Origin of the sequence: Isoptericola aurantiacus (genome assembly GCF_044769875.1) — a bacterium.
In the GTDB taxonomy this organism is placed as follows: domain Bacteria; phylum Actinomycetota; class Actinomycetes; order Actinomycetales; family Cellulomonadaceae; genus Isoptericola; species Isoptericola aurantiacus.
Window position 1 is genome coordinate 1 of sequence record NZ_JBJBAE010000005.1, and the last position, 19,823, is coordinate 19,823.

Here is a 19,823-nt window from a genome sequence, read left to right on the forward strand (position 1 = left end):
TCCCCGCGTTGTGGGTATGAAATCGACGGCCCCGAACCGGTTCGGGGCCGTCGATTTCATACCCACAACGCGGGGACGGGCGGACAAGCAGGCGGCGGGCACGTCAGGACAGGGGCTCCGAGGGCTCCGCCCGCCGATCGCCGGGCAGGTCCGCCGTGCGCTGCGCCACCGAGATGCCCACCAGCGCCCCCACGAGGAACAGCGCCCCGAGCACGAGCGCGACCCACGCGAACCCCGTGAGCACCACCACGAGGACGGCGAGCGCCACCACCGCGACGCGCAGTGCGTCGGCGTGGACGGCGACCCATCGCGGCATCCTGCCGTCCTCGCCGGTCGCGGTGCGCACCCAGGGCCAACGGGAGGCGGCGCGCTCGATCCAGGCGCCCCGCCCGAGCAGCAGCCCGACGAGGACGGCGACGGCCGCCACCACGCCCACGAGCCAGAAGATCTCGTGGACGCCTCCGGCGACGGCGTCGTACAGGGCGACGGTGGCGCGCTCGCCGTCGGGGGTGCGGGCGACCTCGACCACCAGGCCGCGCAGCTTCGCCACGAGCGCCGCCGCGATCACCATCCCGGCGACGACGCCGAGCCCGAGCTGGATGGCACCACGCCGGCGGTCCGGGGCGACCATCACGGTGGCGACGATCAGCAGCAGGGTGACCACGACCAGCAGCCACACGGCACGGTCCACGGTCACCACCGTGTCCTGGACCGTCTCGAACGTGGCCCGGTCCATGAGCACGACCTGACCGAAGTCCTCGCCGAGCTGCGTGCCGAGCGCCTCGCCGAGCTGCGCGCGGGCCTGGGGCGCGTTCTCGGCGACGACGTCGGGCAGGGTCACGTCGGGCAGCATGTCCCCGACGCTGCCGAGGGCCTCCCGCAGCGCCTCGGCCATGAGCGGCACGGTGTTGAGCACGACGGCGTCGTCGGTCAGGTAGACGTTCGGGTAGTCGTCCAGGTCGGAGCGGGCGATCCCGACGGCCGCGGCGTGGGCGCGCTCGACGATCTGCGGCAGCCGTTCGTGGAACGCGTCGGAGGTGATGAGCCGGTCGATCACCTTCTCGACCCGGGCCTCGAGGCGGTCCACGACGACCGGGGTGAGCGAGGCGAGCGTCGGCCGGTCCACCCGGTCCGTCAGGGCCTCGACGAGCGGTCCCGGTTCGACGTCCAGCCGTTCCACCAGCGCGGCGGCGAGGACCGTGTCGAGCTCGGAGAGCCGCTCGGACACCCGCGTGTCGAGGTCCAGTGCGACCAGCGCCTGCTCGGTCACGTTGTCCGCGAGCGCGTCGTAGAACGCCGGGTCGTCCAGGGCGGGGCCGACGGCGTCCATGAACTCGTCGGTGTCGAGCACGGTGCGGTGCGCCCACACGGCCACGGAGGAGGCCACGACCAGCAGCGTCGTGACCACGACCAGCACGATGCTCACCCAGCGGCGCACCAGGTGCCCCCGTGATCGGACGGGTGCGGGGGCGCTCTGGGCTGCGGTCACACCCCGCATCCTGGTGGTTCGTCCCACCGCGCGCGACTCGTACGCTGCCTGCGTCCAGGAAACATCCAGCCTTCCGGCGCACACTGGATCCATGGCCACCACCGACTCCCCCGAGGCACGCCTCGTCGTCGTCGACGACGAGCCGAACATCCGCGAGCTGCTGTCCACCTCCCTGCGCTTCGCCGGGTTCGAGGTCCACGCCGCGGGCGACGGCGCCGGGGCGCTGCAGCTCGTGCGCGACACCGAGCCGGACCTGGTGGTCCTGGACGTGATGCTGCCCGACATGGACGGTTTCACGGTGACCCGGCGGATGCGTGCCACGGGCCGGCACACCCCGGTGCTGTTCCTGACGGCCCGCGACGACACGCAGGACAAGATCCAGGGCCTGACCGTGGGGGGCGACGACTACGTCACCAAGCCGTTCAGCCTGGAGGAGGTCGTGGCCCGCATCCGCGCCGTGCTGCGGCGCACCGCCGGTGGTGAGCCCGACGACGACGCCGTGCTGCGCGTCGGCGACCTCGAGCTGGACGAGGACTCGCACGAGGTGCACCGTGCCGGGGTCGAGATCGAGCTCTCCCCCACCGAGTTCAAGCTGCTGCGCTACCTCATGCTCAACGCGGGCCGGGTGCTGTCCAAGGCGCAGATCCTCGACCACGTCTGGCAGTACGACTGGGGCGGGGACGCCAACATCGTCGAGTCCTACATCTCCTACCTGCGCCGCAAGGTCGACCACGTGACCGTCGCCGGTCCGGACGGTGCGGACGTCGAGCTCCCACCGCTCATCCACACCAAGCGCGGTGTCGGCTACCTCCTGCGCGCCCAGCAGCGATGACGGCGCCGGACCCGGAGCGCGGCGAACCCGCGTTCGCGGCCCCCGCTCCGCCGTCGGCCCCCGCCCCGCACGCCACCGGTGACGCGGACGACGCCGCGGCACCGGCGTCGGGCACGACGGCGGTACCCGCCGCGGGTGACGACGGCGAGCGCCGCTGGGGATGGTTCGCGCGGGTCCCGCTGCGCGCACGCCTCGTGGCGATCATCGTGCTGCTGCTGGGGGCCGGCCTCGTCGCCGCCGGCATCTCGACCCGTACCGTGGTGTCCGGCTACCTGGTGGACCAGCTCGACACCCAGCTCACGCAGTCCGCGCGCGGGGTCGAGAGCTTCTTCGAGCCCGACGCGACCGGGTCCCGCGTCCCGACCGACTATGTCGTCGTCCTGCGCGACGCCGACGGGCAGACCTACCCGGCCCGGTCCTGGCCGCAGACGGAGCAGAAGTACGGCAGCCCCACCATCCCGGACGAGACCGTGGACCAGGCGGTCGCGCGCGGCGCCGACCCCTTCACCACCGACGCGACCGGCGGTGCGACCCCGACGCAGTGGCGGGTGGTCTCCGTCCCGGTCCCGATCAACGCCGGCGACGGGCCCGAGCAGGGTGTCGCGTACGTGGCGCTGCCGATGGCGGGCGTCCAGGAGACCAGCCAGTACCTCGGCAACGCCCTGCTGTGGATCGGGCTGGTCATCGTGGTCCTCGGGGGCGCGGTGTCGTTCTGGCTCGTGCAGCGGTCGCTGCAGCCCCTGCGCCGGATCGAGGCCACCGCGGCCTCCATCGCCGAAGGCGATCTGTCGCAACGCGTCCCGGAGCAGCCGCGCTCGACGGAGGTGGGGTCCTTGTCGCACTCCCTCAACGCGATGCTGACCCAGATCGAGGCGGCGTTCGCCGCCCAGGAGGCCTCGGAGCAGCGGATGCGGCGGTTCGTCTCCGACGCCAGCCACGAGCTGCGTACCCCGCTGGCCACCGTCAAGGGGTACGGCGAGCTGTACCGCATGGGCGCCCTGGACTCCGAGGACAAGGTCGAGGACACCATGGTGCGCATCGAGGACTCCGCGCGCCGCATGGGGGCCCTGGTCAACGACCTGCTCGTCCTCGCCCGGCTGGACGAGGGCCGCCCGATCCGCCGGGACCACGTCGACCTGGTCGCGATGGCCCGGGACACGGCGCAGGACCTGCACGCCCTCGACCCGGCCCGGCAGGTGGCGGTGACGGGGCTGCACGGCGAAGCGCCGCCGCCGGCCCTGACCGTGACCGGCGACGCCGACCGGCTGCGCCAGGTCCTGACGAACCTGGTGGGCAACGTCGCCCGGCACACCCCCTCCGGCTCACCGGCCGAGCTGGCCCTGGGCACCGCCCCCGACGGTGCGGCGGTCGTCGAGGTGCGCGACCACGGTCCGGGGGTGTCGACCGAGCAGGCCGACAAGATCTTCGAGCGCTTCTACCGGGCGGACTCGTCGCGCAACCGGACCTCCGGGGGCTCGGGTCTGGGGCTGGCGATCGTCGCGGCGATCCTCGGCGCGCACGGCGGCCGTGCGTCGGTGCACGAGACGCCGGGCGGCGGCCTGACGGTGCGAGTTCTCCTACCGCGCTCCGACCGCTACGATGCGTGACGGTCCTGCCCGGTCCCGAGCGGTTCGCGGTCACGCTGTCGGTGACCGGACGTAGTCTGGGAGCAGGTCGGTCCGACACGTAGTTCCGAACTCGACGAAGGTCTTGATAGCGATGGGCGTGGTCAACGCCGACGCACCGCAGTGGTTCCTCTCCGCGTTCGTGCGCACCTGCCACGGCGCGGGGGCCACCGCCTCGGAGGAGGCGATCCGTGCGGTCGGCCAGGAGCTCATCGAGCGGTGGTCCGAGACGAGCCGCCACTTCCACAACCTGCGCCACCTCGCCGCGGTGCTGCACCGGGTGGACGAGCTCGCGCACGAGACGCACGAACCCGATCTCGTGCGCCTCGCCGCCTGGTACCACGGCGCCGTGTTCGACGCCGACCGCAAGGTGGCCTACGCCACGCGGGGCGGTGAGCAGACCACGTTGAGCGGCGAGCTGGCACGGACCCAGCTCACCGAGCTCGGGATGTCGGCCGAGGCGTCCGACCGGGTCGCCATGCTGGTCGACACCCTGGCACGGCACAAGCCCCAGGCGGGCGACTTCGACTCCGCGGTGCTGAACGACGCCGACCTGGGGATGCTGGCCGCGGAACCTCAGCGGTACAAGGAGTACGTCCGGGAGATCCGCGCCGAGTACGCCCACATCCCGCTGGGCGACTACCTGGACGCCCGCATCAAGGTGCTGACGAAGCTGCTGGGACGGTCCCGCCTCTACACGAGCCCGCTCGGCGCGACGTGGGAGGAGCCCGCTCGGCAGAACCTCGACGCCGAGCTGCACCGCCTCGTCAAGGAGCGCAAGAAGCTCTCCACGCAGGCGACCGCGGGCCCGGCGCGGCAGTAGCACCCCCGACGTCGTCGTCGACCACCGTCGGCGGTTGTCCACAGCGCTGTGGACGGCGCTCACGGGCCCCGGCGCGCTGCGCCTACTGTCGTGCCCAGCCCGGTCCACCGGGAACCACGACGAAGGAGACGAACGTGCGGTACGAGGTCGACAGCGAGCGGGTGGCACAGGCGAGCACGGCGGTCCACGGGTCCGTGGGGGCCATCCGCACCGAGGTGGCGGCGATGATGCGGCACCTGCAGGACCTGCAGGCGAGCTGGCACGGCAGCGCCGCGACGTCCTTCGCGGGGGTGATGTCGCAGTGGCAGTCCGCGCAGACGCAGGTCGAGACGGCGCTCGACTCCGTGACGACGGCTCTGCAGTCCGCGTCCCAGACCTACGCGGACGCCGAGAACCAGGCGGCGCGCCTCTTCGCGACCCGCTGAGCCCCCACCCGCTGCGGGCACGACGGCGGCCGGCCACCTCGCGAGAGGTGACCGGCCGCCGTCGTGCGTCGCGCGCGGTTCACCGCGCCGGACGGGTCAGGGGATCAGAAGCCCATGCCGCCCATGTCGCCCATGCCGCCGTCGCCGGCCGGGGCCGCGGCGGGCTCCGGCTTGTCGGCCACAACCGCCTCGGTGGTGAGGAACAGCGCGGCGATCGACGCGGCGTTCTGCAGCGCGGAACGCGTGACCTTGACCGGGTCGTTGACGCCGGCGGCCAGCAGGTCCTCGTACTCGCCGGTCGCGGCGTTGAGGCCGTGACCCGGGGTGAGGTTGCGGACCTTCTCCGCCACGACGCCGCCCTCGAGGCCGGCGTTGATCGCGATCTGCTTCAGCGGGGCCGAGATCGCGGCGTTGACGATCTGCGAACCGGTCGCCTCGTCACCCTCGAGCTCGAGCTTGGCGAACGCCGCGGCGCCGGCCTGGATGAGGGCCACGCCACCACCGGCGACGATGCCCTCCTCGACGGCCGCCTTCGCGTTGCGCACGGCGTCCTCGATGCGGTGCTTGCGCTCCTTGAGCTCCACCTCGGTGGCCGCACCGGCCTTGATGACGGCCACGCCGCCGGCCAGCTTGGCGAGGCGCTCCTGCAGCTTCTCGCGGTCGTAGTCGGAGTCCGACTTCTCGATCTCGGAGCGGATCTGCTGGACGCGACCCTCGATAAGGTCGGCCTCGCCGGAGCCCTCGACGATCGTGGTCTCGTCCTTGGTGACGACGACCTTGCGCGCCTGGCCGAGCTCCTCGAGCGTGGCGTTCTCCAGCTTGAGGCCGACGGTCTCGGTGATGACCTGGCCACCGGTCAGGATCGCGATGTCCTGCAGCATGGCCTTGCGGCGGTCGCCGAAGCCCGGGGCCTTGACGGCGACGGACTTGAAGGTGCCGCGGATCTTGTTCAGCACCAGGGTGGCCAGGGCCTCGCCCTCGACGTCCTCGGCGATGATGAGCAGCGAGCGGTTCGCCTTCATCACCTGGTCGAGCAGGGGCAGCAGGTCCTTGACGTTCGAGATCTTCGACTCGACGATCAGGACGTACGGGTCCTCGAGGACGGCCTCCTGGCGCTCCGGGTCCGTCTCGAAGTAGCGCGCGAGGAAGCCCTTGTCGAAGCGCATGCCCTCGGTCAGCTCGAGCTCGAGACCGAAGGAGTTGGACTCCTCGACGGTGACGACGCCCTCCTTGCCGACCTTGTCGAGCGCCTCGGCGATGAGCTCGCCGATCGCGGGGTCACCGGCGGAGATGCCGGCGGTCGCAGCGATCTGCTCCTTGGTCTCGACGTCGACGGACGCGTTGAGCAGCTGCTCGGTGACGGCGTCGACGGCCTTCTCGATGCCGCGCTTGACGGCGATCGGGTTGGCGCCGGCGGCGACGACGCGCAGGCCCTCGCGCACGAGCGCCTGGGCGAGCACGGTGGCGGTGGTGGTGCCGTCACCCGCGACGTCGTCCGTCTTCTTGGCGACCTCCTTGACGAGCTCCGCACCGATCTTCTCGTACGGGTCCTCGAGCTCGATCTCCTTGGCGATGGAGACACCGTCGTTCGTGATCGTGGGGGCGCCCCACTTCTTGTCGAGGACGACGTTGCGGCCCTTGGGGCCGAGCGTGACCTTGACGGTGTCGGCGAGCTGGTTGAGCCCGCGCTCCATGCTCCGACGAGCTTCCTCGTCGAACGCGATGATCTTGGCCATGGGGACTGATCCTCCGCTGTGGCGTGTCGGTGGTCGGCCGGTGCCCGCGACGGACGACCCTCCCGCGTGCGTTCACATCACGCGCGTGACAGAGCCTCACCGTACGACCGAGTGGATCACCCTGCGACTGTCACTCGACGGTCGAGAGTGCTAACCCATTATTGGCACTCTCCCCCCGAGAGTGCAAGACGTTCGCCGACGGCGCACCCCGCCCCCGCTCGCCATCGACGTGCCGGTGGGTTCGCACGACGACGTCAGCCCGGACGCGACGAAGGCCGGTGTCCGCGACGCGTCGTTGCGCCGTCGGACACCGGCCTCCCGGTCGAGCGATCAGAGCGGACGCACCTGCTCCGCCTGCGGACCCTTCTGGCCCTGGCCGACCTCGAACTCCACGGACTGCCCCTCGTCCAGGGTGCGGTACCCGTCGGACTGGATCGAGCTGAAGTGGACGAACAGGTCCTGCCCGCCCGTCTCGGGGGTGATGAAGCCGTACCCCTTCTCGGCGTTGAACCACTTGACGGTGCCCTGGGCCATGTCTTCTCCTCGTCGTCCTGGCGCGCGGGGCCGGCGCCCCGCGATGAGCAGGAGACTAGTGGCGTGCGTCACGTCAGGGAAGCGCCCGTGCCCGGGATGTCGTCATCGTCCCGGACACGGATCAGCCGACGGGCTCCTTGAGCACCACCCAGACGGCGTCGGTCGGGCTGTTCGTGAGGTCGTCGGACAGCTGCACGTCCGCGGGGTCGACGCCCAGCGCCTCCGCGGCCGCGGAGGCCGTGTCCGCGCGCCCGTCGGCGTACAGGACCGTGGTCTCGTCGTAGACGTCGACGAGCGACACCGGGGCGTTCGGCGCGTCGTCGGCGCCGACGTCCGTGAACCCGGCACCGGCCACGACGTCGGACGCCGCGCCGGCCTGACCGGTCCCGGCGCCGTCGTTGTACACCACGACCCGCGCCGTCAGGTCCGCGGCGGCCGGATCGCCCGGCATCGTCGCGGACTCGCTCGGCTCCTCCGACGGCTCGTCGCTCGCCTCGTCGGTGGGCTCCTCCGACTCGCCGCCGCCCCCGTCGCCCTTGCCGGAGCCGTCGGAGGCCTCCTCGCTCGCGGACGCCTCGGGCTCGGCGGACTGCTCGGCCGCGGTCGGGGGGTTCCCGGAGTCACCGCCATCGTCGGAGAGGTAGGAGACGACGCCGACCGCCAGGCCGGCGAACACCACGGCGACCAGCAGGAACGGCCAGGCAGAGCTCCACCCGCTGCGGGGCTCGCGGTGGACCCCCACCGGCGCGCCCTCAGGGCCGCGGACGTCGAACTCGTCGGGCGGGTACGGGTACTGGCTCTTGCTCACGCCCGAAAGGGTAGCGGTTCAGGGCGTCGCGGCATACAAACCTTGTTCAGAACCGCTCCAGCGCAGGTCAGGAGCGCGCGCCGTCGAGCCGGCGAGCCGTGCGCGCCCGCTGGCGGGTCGACCGCATCCGCCGCAGGCGCTTGACCAGCATCGGGTCGTGCTCCAGCGCGGCGGGCGTGTCGATCAGCGCGTTGAGCACCTGGTAGTACCGCGTGGCCGACAGGTCGAACAGCTCGCGCACGGCCTGCTCCTTCGAACCGGCGTACTTCCACCACTGCTTCTCGAAGGCGAGGATCTCGCGGTCGCGGTCGCTCAGCGTGCTCCCGTCGGCGTCCGACGGCGAGACCTCCGCCGCGACGTCGACCTCCTGGACCAGCATCTCGCTCATGCGGCCCAGTATGGGGCACTTCGGACGCCGTCCGGCGGACCCTGCGCCGCGCGTCGCGAGTGCGCTAGCGTCGCCGCCGTGGATCCCTCGACGCGCCCGGCACTGGACACGGTCATGGCCCCCGACTGGGCCGAGGCGCTGGGGGACGTCGCGCCGCAGATCCATGCGATGGGCGACTTCCTGCGCGCGGAGGTCGCAGCCGGCAGGACGTACCTGCCCGCGCCGGGCGACGTCTTCGCCGCGTTCCGGCGGCCGCTGGCGGACGTCCGGGTCCTCGTCGTCGGTCAGGACCCCTACCCCACCCCGGGCCACCCGATGGGCCTGTCGTTCTCGGTCCAGCCGCAGGTGCGTCCGGTCCCGAAGTCGTTGGCGAACATCTTCACCGAGCTCGCCGACGACGTCGGCGCCCCACCGCCGTCGTCCGGCGACCTCAGCCCCTGGGCGGACCAGGGCGTCATGCTGCTCAACCGGGTGCTGACCGTGCGGCCCGGAGAGCCGGCGTCGCACCGCGGCAAGGGCTGGGAGCAGGTGACCGAGGCCGCGATCAAGGCGCTGGTGGCCCGTGGCGGCCCGCTGGTGGCGATCCTGTGGGGTCGCGACGCCGCGTCGCTGAAGCCGTGGCTCGGCGCCACCCCGACCGTGGAGTCGGCGCACCCCAGCCCCCTGGCCGCGTACCGCGGGTTCTTCGGGTCGCGGCCGTTCTCCCGCGTGAGCTCGCTCCTGGAGCAGCAGGGCGCCGCACCCGTGGACTGGCGGCTGCCCTGAGCAACGGGTGCACAATGAGAGCCGTGACGACGTCCGACTCCGCACCCACCGCTCAGCCCCGCTGGTCCCGCTACGTCGCGATCGGCGACTCCTTCTCCGAGGGCCTGTGGGACCCGTATCCCTACGCGGACGGCACGCGGGCCCCGGCAGGGACGCAGACGACGGCGGTGCAGCGCGGTTGGGCGGACCGGCTCGCGGACGCGCTGGCCGAGCGCCGCGGCGACGCCGGTCTGGAGTACGCCAACCTGGCGATCCGCGGCAAGAAGCTGCGGCAGATCATCGCCGAGCAGGTGCCCGCAGCCCTGGCGATGCAGCCCGACCTGGTCTCGCTGATCGGCGGCGGGAACGACATCCTGCGCCCGCAGGCGGACGTGCACGGGCTCTCCGCCGACCTCGAGCGGGCCGTCGCCGAGATCCGCGCCACCGGCGCCGACGTGCTGATGTCCACCGGGTTCCGCACCGCGGGCGCCCTCAGCCTCACCCAGGGCCGGGTGGGCGTGTACAACGCGAACATCTGGTCGATCGCCCGGCGCCACGGGGCGTTCGTCCTGGACACGTGGGGTCTGCGCGGGCTCCACGACTGGCGCCTGTGGTCGGACGACCGCATCCACCTCACCGACGAGGGGCACCGGCGCATCGCGCAGGCCGCGCTGCAGGCGCTGGGGCAGGAGCCCGACGACGCGGAGTTCGACACGCCCCTCGAGGCCGCCCCGGTGCCACCGTTCCGTGACCGGGCGCGGGCGGACGCCCAGTGGGCGCGGGTGCACGTGGTGCCGTGGGTGCAGCGCCGGCTGCGGGGGACGTCGTCCGGAGACGGGCTGACGCCGAAGTGGCCGGACACCCGGCCCTGGCCGCCGTCGGAACGCTGACGAGAGAGCCGCCTGTCGGGTTCGAACCGACGACCTTCCGTTTACAAGACGGGAGCTCTACCAGCTGAGCTAAGGCGGCGGGCGGGGACCATCGTACCGAGCACGACACCCCCGGCAGTCGTTGTGGGTATGAAATCTGCAGCCCCGACGGGCTCGAGGCTGCAGATTTCATACCCACAACGGGGTGGGGCGAGGTCAGCCGTCGGAGGCCTCGTCGGAGGGCTCGGCCGTGGCGTCGCCGCCCTGCACGGCCGTGAGCAGCGCACCGGGCTCGTTCCACGTCTCGAACCGCTCACCGTCGACGAGGATGGTCGGCGTACCGAAGGTGCCCTGGGAGTTGACGAGGTCCGGATCCGAGGTGGCCTCGTTGGTCAGCGAGTAGGCGTACTGCCCGAAGGTGCCGCGGGCGGTGCCGTCGGCGATCCCGTCGGCGACGTCCGCGGGGACCCCGGCCTCCTGGGCGATGGCCGCGATCTCGTCGTCGTCCAGGCCCGGGGAGTTCTCCTCGGGCTGGTTGGTGAACATCGCCGCGTTGAAGTCGAAGAACGCGTCGGGCGCCTGGTCGGCGACCCAGTAGGCGGCCGAGGCCGCGCGCGTCGAGTACTCGGTGCCGCTCGAGACGCGGTCGAGGATCGCCACGGGGTGGAACACCACGGTGGCGTCACCCTCGGTCGCCATCGTCTCGACGTCGGCGGCGTTGAGCTCCTCGAACTGGCCGCACACGGGGCACATGTAGTCGACGTACTGGTCGACCACGGGGGCGCCGTCGTTCTGGGTGCCGGCCACCAGGTCGGACCCGACCGGGATGCCGCCGCTGTCCGTGACGCCCGCGGGCACGTCGGCGACCTCGGCCAGCGGGATGTCCTCGACGTCCTTCTTGCCGGCCTCGTTCATCAGGATGAATCCGGCGACGACGACGAGCGCGGCGATGGCCACACCCAGCGCTCCGAAGACGATGAACCGGTTGCGGCGGTCGCGGGACGCCTGCTTCTGCTGCAGCGCGAGCGCCTCGGCACGCGCCTCCTCGCGACGCTGCGCCTTGTTCTTGTTCGACATCTGGTTGCGGGTCCTTCGGTGGGGCGGACGGGATCCGCGGGTCAGCCTACCGCCGCGGTCAGCGCGCGCACCGAGCCACCGGAGCCCCGGGGTCGGCGGCACGCGCGCTGCGCGCGCACCGTAGCGACGAAGCCTGGGCAGAACCTGGGAGTCAGAAGATCGACGGTGGCCGGTCCATCGGCCACCACTCGATCTCGAGGGGACCCTCGAGCAGCTGCGAGGCCAGCACCCCGGACCCGATCAGACAGATGGCCACCACGATGGCCGCGCCCACCAGCCCCGGGGCCAGGTTGTTCAGGATGCGCCGGGCGCCGTCGCGCGCGGTCCGCCCGGCCGGGCCGAACCATGTGGCCAGCACCGCGAGCACCATCGCGGCGGCCAGGACCCCCGCGAACACGATGGGCTCGTTGCGCCCGCCCACCGAGCGCGACTCGACGTCGCCCATCGGCAGCACGATCCAGTTGCCGTCGCCGAACAACCAGTAGCCGCCCATGACGGCGAGCAGTCCCACGCAGCCGCCGACGACGGCCGCCGGGATGATGCCGAGCGCGCCGACCACGGCGTGGTACGGGAAGAGCAGCGCCGCCACCGCACCGTCCGAGCGGCGCACGCCCCGGCGCTCCCGACGCTCGTGGAAGCGCTGGCCGGAGGTGCCCACGATGCGGCACAGCACGGTCACGCCGCAGAGCACCCCGAAGGCGACGAGCGGGTACACGGCGGCCAGGACGACGAGCGGGACACCGAGCGCCAGGACCGTCCCCCACCGACGTCGGTGGGACGGCGCCACGTAGGGCTCGGGCGGCGCCTCGGGCTCCAGGTCGGTGTCCGGGGTCTCCTCGGCGATCTGCTCGTAGGTGCGGTAGCGGGCGTCGACGGGGATCGCCCGGGTCGCGCCGTCCTGCGCCGTGGCGCGCTCCCGCTCGGCGGCCGTCATCGTGGCGGTCTCGTCCACCGGCACGGACGGAGGCACGACGGCGGTCTCGTCCGGCGCGGGGACGGTCGCCACCGTCCGGGGTGCGTCGAGCGGCGCGGTGTCGTCGTCGGCCGAGGCGTCGGCGCTCACCACGTCGTCCGGCGTCGTCGCACCGCGGCCCGCGGCAGCGGCGGCGCCCGCGACCGCCGCGGTCGCGGCCCCGGCGGCCACCACGATGCGCTGGGTCGCCTGCGGGTCCTCGGGGACGCCGACGACCGCCGCGTCGTCGTCCTCCATGTCCCGGCGGATGGCGCGCACGACGTCGGTGGGCCCCCACCGCTGCGCCGGGTCGGCGTGCAGCGCACCCGCCAGCGCCGTCGCCGTGCGGGCGGGCACCCCGACCAGGTCGGCGCGGCCCTGGCGCGACCGGCGCAGCACCAGGTCGGTGGGCCGCACCCCGAACGGCGACCGGCCGGTGGCGGCGAACGCCAGCAGCGCCGCCCAGCTCCACCAGTCGGTCTCGGGGACGGGGTCGCCGCCGTCCAGGAGCTCGGGCGCGATGTAGCCCGGGGTTCCCATGACGAATCCCGTCATCGTGGTGCGGGCGTCCTCCGGGCCCTGCGCGATGCCGAAGTCGATGAGGGACGGTCCGTGGCCCGTGACCATGACGTTGGACGGCTTGAGGTCGCGGTGCACCACCCCGGCGCTGTGCACCGACTCCAGGGCGTCGGCCAGCTGGTCGGCCAGCGAGAACAGGTCGGCGAGATCCAGCGGGCCGCGGGCGTCGACCTCCTCCTCGAGGGTGAGGCCGTCCACGAGCTCGGTGACGACGAAGGCGTGCGGACCCTCGAACTCGGCGTCGAGCACCTGTGCGACCGCCGGGTGGCGCAGGCGCTGCAGGGCGGCGACCTCCCGGCGCAGGCGCTGCCGGCCGGCGGGGTTCGCGTCGACGTGCGCGTGCAGGAGCTTCAGGGCGACCCGCTGCCCGCCGCCGTCGCGCGCCTCGTAGACGGCGCCCATCGCGCCGCGGCCCAGCACCGAGACGATCGTGTACCCGCCGATGTCGGTCCCCGGCGCCAGGGCACCGTCCGCGGCGCCCGCACCGGCGCCGCCCGGGGCGCCGTCGCCCCCGCCGTCGGCAGCCGGGATCTTCGCCGTCAGCACCCGTGCGTCGTCACCTGCACCCATGGCCCACACCGTAGCGCCGCGCCCGGCGGCACGCGCCCCGGCCGCCGCGCGACCGCACCCGGCGGAACCCGTCGCCCCCCGCGCGGCGGGGCCGACCGGGCGACGACGGGACGCGCTCGGTAAGGTCGGCCCCGGGGCGCCCGACTATCCTGAGCGGGCAGAAGGCGTCCACCAACCTGGGGAGAGAACACCTTTGACCGGTCAGGGAACGTCCAGCAGCACTAGCACCTCAGGCTACGACCTGGTCGTGGTCGCCAACCGCCTCCCGGTGGACTTCGCCGTCGACGACGAGGGCAACCTGGACTGGCAACGATCCCCCGGAGGGCTGGTCACGGCGCTCGAGCCGGTGATGCAGCAGGCCGACGGCGCCTGGGTGGGCTGGTCCGGCGCCCCCGACCTGGCCCACGAACCGTTCGAGGCCGACGGCATGCTGCTCGTGCCGGTGACGCTCTCGGCGGACGAGATCGAGGGTTACTACGAGGGGTTCGCCAACGACACCCTGTGGCCCCTGTACCACGACGTCATCGCCCCGCCGACGTACCACCGGCAGTGGTGGGACGCCTACAAGCGGGTCAACCAGCGCTTCGCCGAGGCGGCGGCGGCGCAGGCCGCCCGCGGCGCGGTCGTGTGGGTGCACGACTACCAGCTCCAGCTCGTGCCGAAGATGCTGCGCGAGCTCCGCCCCGACCTGCGGATCGGGTTCTTCGACCACATCCCCTTCCCGCCGGTGGAGCTGTTCCAGCAGCTGCCGTGGCGCAAGCGGATCGTCGAGGGCCTGCTCGGCGCCGACCTCATCGGGTTCCAGCGCGGCGGCGACGCCTCCAACTTCGTGCGCGCGGTGCGCCGGCTCACCGATCACCCCACGCGCGGCTCGGTGATCTCCATGGGGTCCGACGACGCCACGCCCGGCCGCCGGGTCCGCGCGGCGGCGTTCCCCATCTCGATCGACACCCAGCACTTCGACGAGCTGGCGCGCAAGCCGGAGGTCCAGGCCCGCGCGAAGGAGATCCGGGCCGACCTGGGCGACCCCGACGTCGTGATGCTGGGTGTGGACCGGCTCGACTACACCAAGGGCATCCGGCACCGCATCAAGGCGTACGGCGAGCTCCTGCAGGACGGCCGCATCGAGGCCGCCACCACCACCCTCGTCCAGGTCGCGAGCCCGTCGCGGGAGAACGTGGGCGCGTACCAGGAGCTGCGCGAGCACGTCGAGGTCCTCGTGGGACGCGTCAACGGTGAGTTCGGGGAGATCGGCCACTCGGCGATCCACTACCTGCACCACTCCTACCCGCCGGTGGAGATGGCGGCCCTCTACCTCGCCGCCGACGTCATGCTCGTGACCTCGCTGCGCGACGGCATGAACCTGGTGGCCAAGGAGTACATCGCCGCACGCTCGGACCTGGGCGGCGTGCTCGTCCTCAGCGAGTTCACCGGGGCCGCCGACCAGCTCGCACCGGGCCCGCTGCTGGTCAACCCGCACGACATCGACGGGATGAAGGACATCATCGTGGCCGCGGCCCACATGGACCCCAAGGAGAAGCGGCGGCGCATGCGCAACCTGCGCCGCAAGGTCATGGGCGACGACGTGGCCAAGTGGTCGCAGTCCTTCCTGGGCGTCCTGACCGCGGTGCCCGCCCGGGACTCGTATGTCTGACCGGCTCGACGGCTCGCTGGTCGGGGCGCTGGAGGCCTTCGGCACCCCGGACGGTGCGGCGCTGCTCGTGGCGCTCGACTTCGACGGCACGCTCGCGCCGCTCGTGGACGACCCGACGGCCGCGCGGATGACGCCCGGCGCCCGCGCCGCCGTCGACCGGCTGGGGGCCCTGGTGTCCGACGGCGGCGGGGCCGCCCGGGTCCGCCTGGCGTTCGTCTCGGGGCGCGACCTGGACGACCTGGCCGCACGCGCCGATCCGCCGCCCGGGTCCTACCTCGTGGGCAGCCACGGGGCGCAGACCGGGCACGCGACGGCGCAGGGCCTGGAGTCGGTGCCGCTGGAGCTGAGCATCGCCCAGCGCGGCACGCTCGCGGCCCTGAACGACGCCCTCGCCGCCGCGGTGGCCGGCCGTGAGGGCGCCTGGGTGCAGCACAAGCCCAGTGCCGCCGTCCTGCACACCCGGCAGGCCGGCCCCGAGGACACCGCGGCGGCCGTCGAGGCGGCCGAGGCCGCCGCGTCCCGGCTGGGTCTGACGGCCATGCACGGCAAGGACGTGGTGGAGATCGCCGTCCTGGAGACCTCCAAGGGGGAGGCGCTGGAACGGCTGCGCGGCGTCGTGGCCGACGACGTCGGGTCCGACGTCTCCCGCGTGCTCTACGCGGGTGACGACACCACGGACGAGAAGGCGTTCGCCGTGCTCGGTGACGGCGACCTCACGCTCAAGGTGGGCGACGGCGAGACCCTCGCCGCGCACCGCGTGCCGGGGGCCGACGACGTCGCCGCCGTGCTCGACACCCTGAGCGAGGCGATCGCTGCCGGACCGTGACCTGCGGCATGGCGTGATCCGCCTCACGTCCATGTACTATCGATCCGCGCGCCGCCCCGGAACGGTCCGGGCCTGCGCGGACAACTCAATGTGTCGCCGCTGACACGCCTGTCGTGAACGCAGCACACCCGACCACAACGGATCGTCCGGCACGTACCTGCCGGTGGAGGGAATCATCATGGCTACGGTCACCTATGACCACGCGACGCGGATCTACCCGGGCACGGAGCGCCCGGCGGTGGACCAGCTCAACCTGCACGTCGAGGACGGCGAGTTCCTCGTCCTCGTCGGCCCCTCGGGCTGCGGCAAGTCCACCTCGCTGCGCATGCTGGCGGGCCTCGAGGACGTCAACGGTGGGCACATCTACATCGGCGACCGCGACGTCACCGACGTGCAGCCCAAGGACCGCGACATCGCGATGGTCTTCCAGAACTACGCGCTGTACCCACACATGTCCGTCGCGGACAACATGGGCTTCGCGCTGAAGATCGCCGGCACGCCCAAGGCGGAGATCCGCCAGCGCGTCGAGGAGGCCGCGAAGATCCTCGACCTCACCGAGTACCTCGACCGCAAGCCGAAGGCGCTCTCCGGTGGTCAGCGCCAGCGTGTCGCCATGGGCCGTGCCATCGTGCGCCAGCCGCAGGTGTTCCTCATGGACGAGCCGCTGTCGAACCTCGACGCCAAGCTGCGTGTGCAGACGCGTACGCAGATCGCGTCGCTGCAGCGCCGCCTCGGCGTCACCACGGTCTACGTGACCCACGACCAGACCGAGGCCCTGACGATGGGTGACCGCATCGCGGTCCTCAAGGACGGTCTGCTGCAGCAGGTCGGCACCCCGCGCGAGATGTACGACACCCCGCAGAACGTGTTCGTCGCGGGCTTCATCGGCTCGCCGGCCATGAACGTCGGCACCTTCGACGTCCGCGACGGCAACGCCGTGGTGGGTCACGCGACCCTGCCGCTGCGTCGCGAGGTCATCAGCCAGCTCACCGACGCCGACGGCGGCAAGGTCACCATCGGGTTCCGCCCCGAGGCCATGGACATCGTCACCGACGGCTCGCCCGACGCCCTCCAGGTGAAGGTGAACCTCGTCGAGGAGCTGGGTTCCGACGCCTTCGTCTACGGCGAGCTGCAGGCCAGCGACGCCGACCTGCACTCCGGTTCCTCGGACCAGGTCATCGTGCGCATCGACCCGCGCGACGTCCCGATGAAGGGCGACACGATCCACGTCTCGATCAAGCAGGGCCAGGAGCACGTCTTCTCCCCCGCCACGGGTGCTCGCCTCTGAGCCTGCCGGTCGGCACGACGGGGCGGGTCCGGCAGCAGCCGGGCCCGCCCCGTCGTCGTCTAGGCTGGCACCAGCCCGCTCCTGCCCTGGTGGGCGCGGACGTCGACCTGCCTCGACGCACGGTCGCCACCGTGCCGGCAGCATCACCTGGAGGTGACGTGGACCAGCTGCAGATCACCTCGGCGACGCCGAACTCGGCCCTGTTGGACCTGCCCTGGCGTCAGCCGCTGGCCTCGTGGCCGGCCGAGGTGCTCGCCGCGCTGCCGCGCGGCATCTCCCGGCACGTCGTGCGCTTCGTCCGGCTGGACGGCCGGGTGCTCGCCATCAAGGAGATCAGCGAGAACATCGCCTTCGGCGAGTACGAGCTGCTGCGGCAGCTGCGCAAGCTCGAGATCCCCTCGGTGCGCCCGCTGGGCGTCGTCACGGGACGGCGGGCCGACGACGGCACCCCCCTGGAGGCCGCGCTCGTCACCGAGCACCTCGCCTTCTCGCTGCCGTACCGCTCGGTGTTCAGCCAGGCGCTGCGGGACGAGACCGCGAACCGCCTCATCGACGCGCTGGCGGTGCTGCTGGTGCGCCTGCACCTGTCGGGCTTCTTCTGGGGTGACGTCTCGCTGTCCAACACCCTGTTCCGCCGCGACGCCGAGCAGTTCGCGGCCTACCTGGTCGACGCCGAGACCGGCGCCCTGCACCGCGAGCTCACGCGCGGGCAGCGCGAGTACGACGTCGACCTCGCCCGCACCAACATCATCGGCGAGCTCATGGACCTCGCGGCGGGCGAGCTGCTCGACTCCGACGTCGACGAGATCGGCATCGGCGACTCCCTCGTGGCCCGCTACGGCGAGCTGTGGGAGGCGCTGACCGGCGTCGAGGCGTTCCACACCGAGGAGCGGTGGCGGGTGGCCGCCCGCATCGAACGGCTCAACGAGCTGGGTTTCGACGTCGGCGAGCTGTCCATCACCACCGACATCGACGGCACCACCGTGCGTATCCGGCCGCAGGTGGTCGACGCCGGGCACCACTCGCGGCGGCTGCTCAAGCTCACCGGGCTCGACGTCCAGGACAACCAGGCGCGGCGTCTGCTCAACGACCTCGACTCCTACCAGGCCGCCACGGAGCGCCAGGAGGACGACGAGCAGCTCGTGGCCCACGACTGGCTGCAGAACGTCTTCCACCCGACGATCCGGGCGGTCCCCCGGGAGCTGCGCCGCAAGCTCGAGCCGGCGCAGCTCTACCACGAGATCCTCGACCACCGGTGGTTCATCTCCGAGCAGGCCGGTCACGACGTGCCGATGCCCGAGACGGTCACGTCCTACGTCGAGAACGTGCTGCAGCACCGCCCCGACGAGAAGGCGATCCTGGGCATCGCTCCCGGCGAGGAGCCGCAGGAGGGACCGGAGGCGGACTACTTCCACTACGCCGCCGCCGACCCCGAGCCCTGAGCAACCCGGCCTGCCGAGGTAGGCCTGAATCTCGCGAGAAGGTGGCCTACCCCGGCCGGAGGTTGCCTACCTGGGCGGGGGATTGCCTACCCCGGCCGGAGGTTGCCTACCTCGGCAGGGGTTGCCTACCTCGGCAGGGGTTGCCTATCTGGGCGGGGGTGCCGCGGGGCGGCCGTCAGCGGGCGGCGCGCGCCTGCGCGATCTCGTAGAGCGTGATCCCGGCGGCCACCCCGGCGTTGAGGGACTCGACCGCCGAGGCGATCGGGATGGACGCGACCGCGTCGCACGTCTCGCGGACCAGCCGCGAGAGCCCCTTGCCCTCGGACCCGACCACGATCACCAGCGGGTCCGTCGCGAACGCGAGGTCCCGTACGGTGCTGTCCCCGCCGGCGTCGAGCCCGACGACGAACACCCCGGACTTCTTCAGCTCGGTCAGCGTGCGGGCCAGGTTGGTCTCCTTGGCCACCGGAACGCGTGCGGCCGCACCCGCCGAGACCTTCCACGCCGACGCCGTCACCGACGCCGAGCGACGCGACGGGATGAGGACCCCGTGCGCTCCGAAGGCTCCCGCGGACCGGAGCACCGCACCGAGGTTGCGCGGGTCGGTGACGGAGTCGAGGGCGACGATGAGCGGCGGCTCGTCGGCCTCGGCGGCGGCATCCAGCAGGTCCTCCACCGAGGCGTACTCGTAGGGCGGCACCTCCAGGGCCACGCCCTGGTGCACGGCCCCCTCGGTGAGCTGGTCGAGCGCGCCCCGGCTGGACTCCAGGAGCCGGGCGCCCCGCACGGAGGCGAGCTCGAGGATCTCCCGGGTGCGGTCGTCGTGGTCGATCCGCTCCGCGAGGTGCACCGCGGTGACGGGTGCCTGCGTGCGCAGCGCCTCCAGCACCGCGTTGCGCCCGGCCACGACCTCCGCGCCACCGGTCGCCTTGCGGGTGCCGCGGCTGACCCCCTTGCGGGCGCCCTGGGCGTCCTGCGACGCCTGGCGCTTCTCCGCGGCGACCTTCTTCTTGTGCGCCGGGTGGTACGTGCGGTCCTCGGCCTTCGGCGTCGGGCCCTTGCCCTGCAACGCCTTGCGGCTGTGACCGCCCGTGCCGACCTGGGCGCCCTTCTTCGTGGAGCCCTTGCGCTTCGCGCCCGGACGCTGCGAGTTCCCCGCCAT

18 protein-coding genes and 1 tRNA gene are annotated in these 19,823 nt (G+C 72.6%); 10 read left to right on the forward strand and 9 right to left on the reverse strand.

The genetic code is table 11. The features are described 5' to 3' along the window. Positions 1-103: 103 nt before the first annotated feature. On the reverse strand, positions 104-1,489 hold the full coding sequence (locus ACIQLL_RS13740; RefSeq protein WP_402468159.1) for a hypothetical protein: 1,386 nt from the start codon (positions 1,487-1,489) through the stop codon (positions 104-106). A gap of 91 nt (positions 1,490-1,580) precedes the next feature. Between ACIQLL_RS13740 and ACIQLL_RS13745 the strand changes: the two genes are divergently transcribed. From ACIQLL_RS13745 to ACIQLL_RS13760, 4 genes are all read left to right on the forward strand, one after another. Next, positions 1,581-2,321, forward strand: a complete 741-nt coding sequence (locus ACIQLL_RS13745; RefSeq protein WP_402468162.1) for a response regulator transcription factor — start codon at positions 1,581-1,583, stop codon at positions 2,319-2,321. Continuing rightward, positions 2,318-3,928 (forward strand): sensor histidine kinase, encoded by a 1,611-nt coding sequence (locus ACIQLL_RS13750; protein WP_402468165.1) that lies wholly within the window; start codon positions 2,318-2,320, stop codon positions 3,926-3,928. The genes ACIQLL_RS13745 and ACIQLL_RS13750 overlap by 4 nt, the downstream gene beginning before the upstream one ends. Positions 3,929-4,040: 112 nt before the next feature. Beyond that, positions 4,041-4,769 carry an HD domain-containing protein gene (locus ACIQLL_RS13755; RefSeq protein WP_402468167.1) on the forward strand — a complete coding sequence of 243 codons (729 nt, stop codon included), beginning with the start codon at positions 4,041-4,043 and terminating at the stop codon, positions 4,767-4,769. 134 nt (positions 4,770-4,903) lie between these two features. After that, on the forward strand, positions 4,904-5,194 hold the full coding sequence (locus ACIQLL_RS13760; protein WP_402468169.1) for a WXG100 family type VII secretion target: 291 nt from the start codon (positions 4,904-4,906) through the stop codon (positions 5,192-5,194). Between the two features lie 104 nt (positions 5,195-5,298). Here ACIQLL_RS13760 and groL read toward each other — a convergent pair whose 3' ends face one another. The 4 genes from groL to ACIQLL_RS13780 all read right to left on the reverse strand — a co-directional run bounded on the left by groL (position 5,299) and on the right by ACIQLL_RS13780 (position 8,651). Next, positions 5,299-6,930 (reverse strand): chaperonin GroEL, encoded by a 1,632-nt coding sequence (groL, locus tag ACIQLL_RS13765; protein ID WP_402468172.1) that lies wholly within the window; start codon positions 6,928-6,930, stop codon positions 5,299-5,301. Positions 6,931-7,260: 330 nt separating this feature from the next. After that, on the reverse strand, positions 7,261-7,464 hold the full coding sequence (locus tag ACIQLL_RS13770) for a cold-shock protein (RefSeq protein WP_402468175.1): 204 nt from the start codon (positions 7,462-7,464) through the stop codon (positions 7,261-7,263). A gap of 121 nt (positions 7,465-7,585) precedes the next feature. Then, entirely contained in the window at positions 7,586-8,272 is a 687-nt protein-coding gene (locus ACIQLL_RS13775; RefSeq protein WP_402468177.1) for a LytR C-terminal domain-containing protein, read from the reverse strand. A gap of 67 nt (positions 8,273-8,339) precedes the next feature. Beyond that, complete coding sequence (locus ACIQLL_RS13780) at positions 8,340-8,651, reverse strand: DUF3263 domain-containing protein (protein ID WP_402468802.1); 312 nt, start codon at positions 8,649-8,651, stop codon at positions 8,340-8,342. 87 nt (positions 8,652-8,738) lie between these two features. Here ACIQLL_RS13780 and ACIQLL_RS13785 point away from each other — a divergent pair, with 87 nt between their 5' ends. Together ACIQLL_RS13785 and ACIQLL_RS13790 are read left to right on the forward strand one after the other, a co-directional pair. Then, positions 8,739-9,425 (forward strand): uracil-DNA glycosylase, encoded by a 687-nt coding sequence (locus tag ACIQLL_RS13785; protein WP_402468179.1) that lies wholly within the window; start codon positions 8,739-8,741, stop codon positions 9,423-9,425. Between the two features lie 14 nt (positions 9,426-9,439). Continuing rightward, the gene (locus ACIQLL_RS13790) at positions 9,440-10,294 is read left to right on the forward strand and encodes an SGNH/GDSL hydrolase family protein (RefSeq protein WP_402468182.1); all 855 of its coding nucleotides are present in this window, start codon (positions 9,440-9,442) and stop codon (positions 10,292-10,294) included. Positions 10,295-10,300: 6 nt separating this feature from the next. Here ACIQLL_RS13790 and ACIQLL_RS13795 read toward each other — a convergent pair. The 3 genes from ACIQLL_RS13795 to ACIQLL_RS13805 form a co-directional block, all read right to left on the reverse strand. Beyond that, positions 10,301-10,373, reverse strand: a tRNA-Thr gene (locus tag ACIQLL_RS13795). Between the two features lie 116 nt (positions 10,374-10,489). Continuing rightward, positions 10,490-11,350 carry a DsbA family protein gene (locus ACIQLL_RS13800; protein ID WP_402468185.1) on the reverse strand — a complete coding sequence of 287 codons (861 nt, stop codon included), beginning with the start codon at positions 11,348-11,350 and terminating at the stop codon, positions 10,490-10,492. Between the two features lie 151 nt (positions 11,351-11,501). Beyond that, on the reverse strand, positions 11,502-13,451 hold the full coding sequence (locus ACIQLL_RS13805) for a serine/threonine-protein kinase (protein WP_402468188.1): 1,950 nt from the start codon (positions 13,449-13,451) through the stop codon (positions 11,502-11,504). A 247-nt stretch (positions 13,452-13,698) separates the two neighbouring features. On the opposite strand from ACIQLL_RS13805, the gene ACIQLL_RS13810 reads away from it, so the two are divergent. The 4 genes from ACIQLL_RS13810 (at position 13,699) to ACIQLL_RS13825 (ending at position 18,661) form a co-directional block, all read left to right on the forward strand. After that, positions 13,699-15,105 (forward strand): alpha,alpha-trehalose-phosphate synthase (UDP-forming), encoded by a 1,407-nt coding sequence (locus ACIQLL_RS13810; RefSeq protein WP_402468190.1) that lies wholly within the window; start codon positions 13,699-13,701, stop codon positions 15,103-15,105. Next, the gene (gene otsB, locus ACIQLL_RS13815; RefSeq protein WP_402468193.1) at positions 15,098-15,931 is read left to right on the forward strand and encodes a trehalose-phosphatase; all 834 of its coding nucleotides are present in this window, start codon (positions 15,098-15,100) and stop codon (positions 15,929-15,931) included. The genes ACIQLL_RS13810 and otsB overlap by 8 nt, the downstream gene beginning before the upstream one ends. A 178-nt stretch (positions 15,932-16,109) precedes the next feature. After that, positions 16,110-17,219: an ABC transporter ATP-binding protein gene (locus ACIQLL_RS13820; protein ID WP_402468196.1), complete on the forward strand. Its 1,110-nt coding sequence runs from the start codon at positions 16,110-16,112 to the stop codon at positions 17,217-17,219. A 158-nt stretch (positions 17,220-17,377) separates the two neighbouring features. Further along, positions 17,378-18,661 (forward strand): DUF4032 domain-containing protein, encoded by a 1,284-nt coding sequence (locus ACIQLL_RS13825; protein ID WP_402468198.1) that lies wholly within the window; start codon positions 17,378-17,380, stop codon positions 18,659-18,661. A 175-nt stretch (positions 18,662-18,836) separates the two neighbouring features. Here ACIQLL_RS13825 and rlmB read toward each other — a convergent pair whose 3' ends face one another. Continuing rightward, positions 18,837-19,823, reverse strand: coding sequence for a 23S rRNA (guanosine(2251)-2'-O)-methyltransferase RlmB (rlmB, locus tag ACIQLL_RS13830; RefSeq protein WP_402468201.1), 987 nt, complete (start codon positions 19,821-19,823; stop codon positions 18,837-18,839).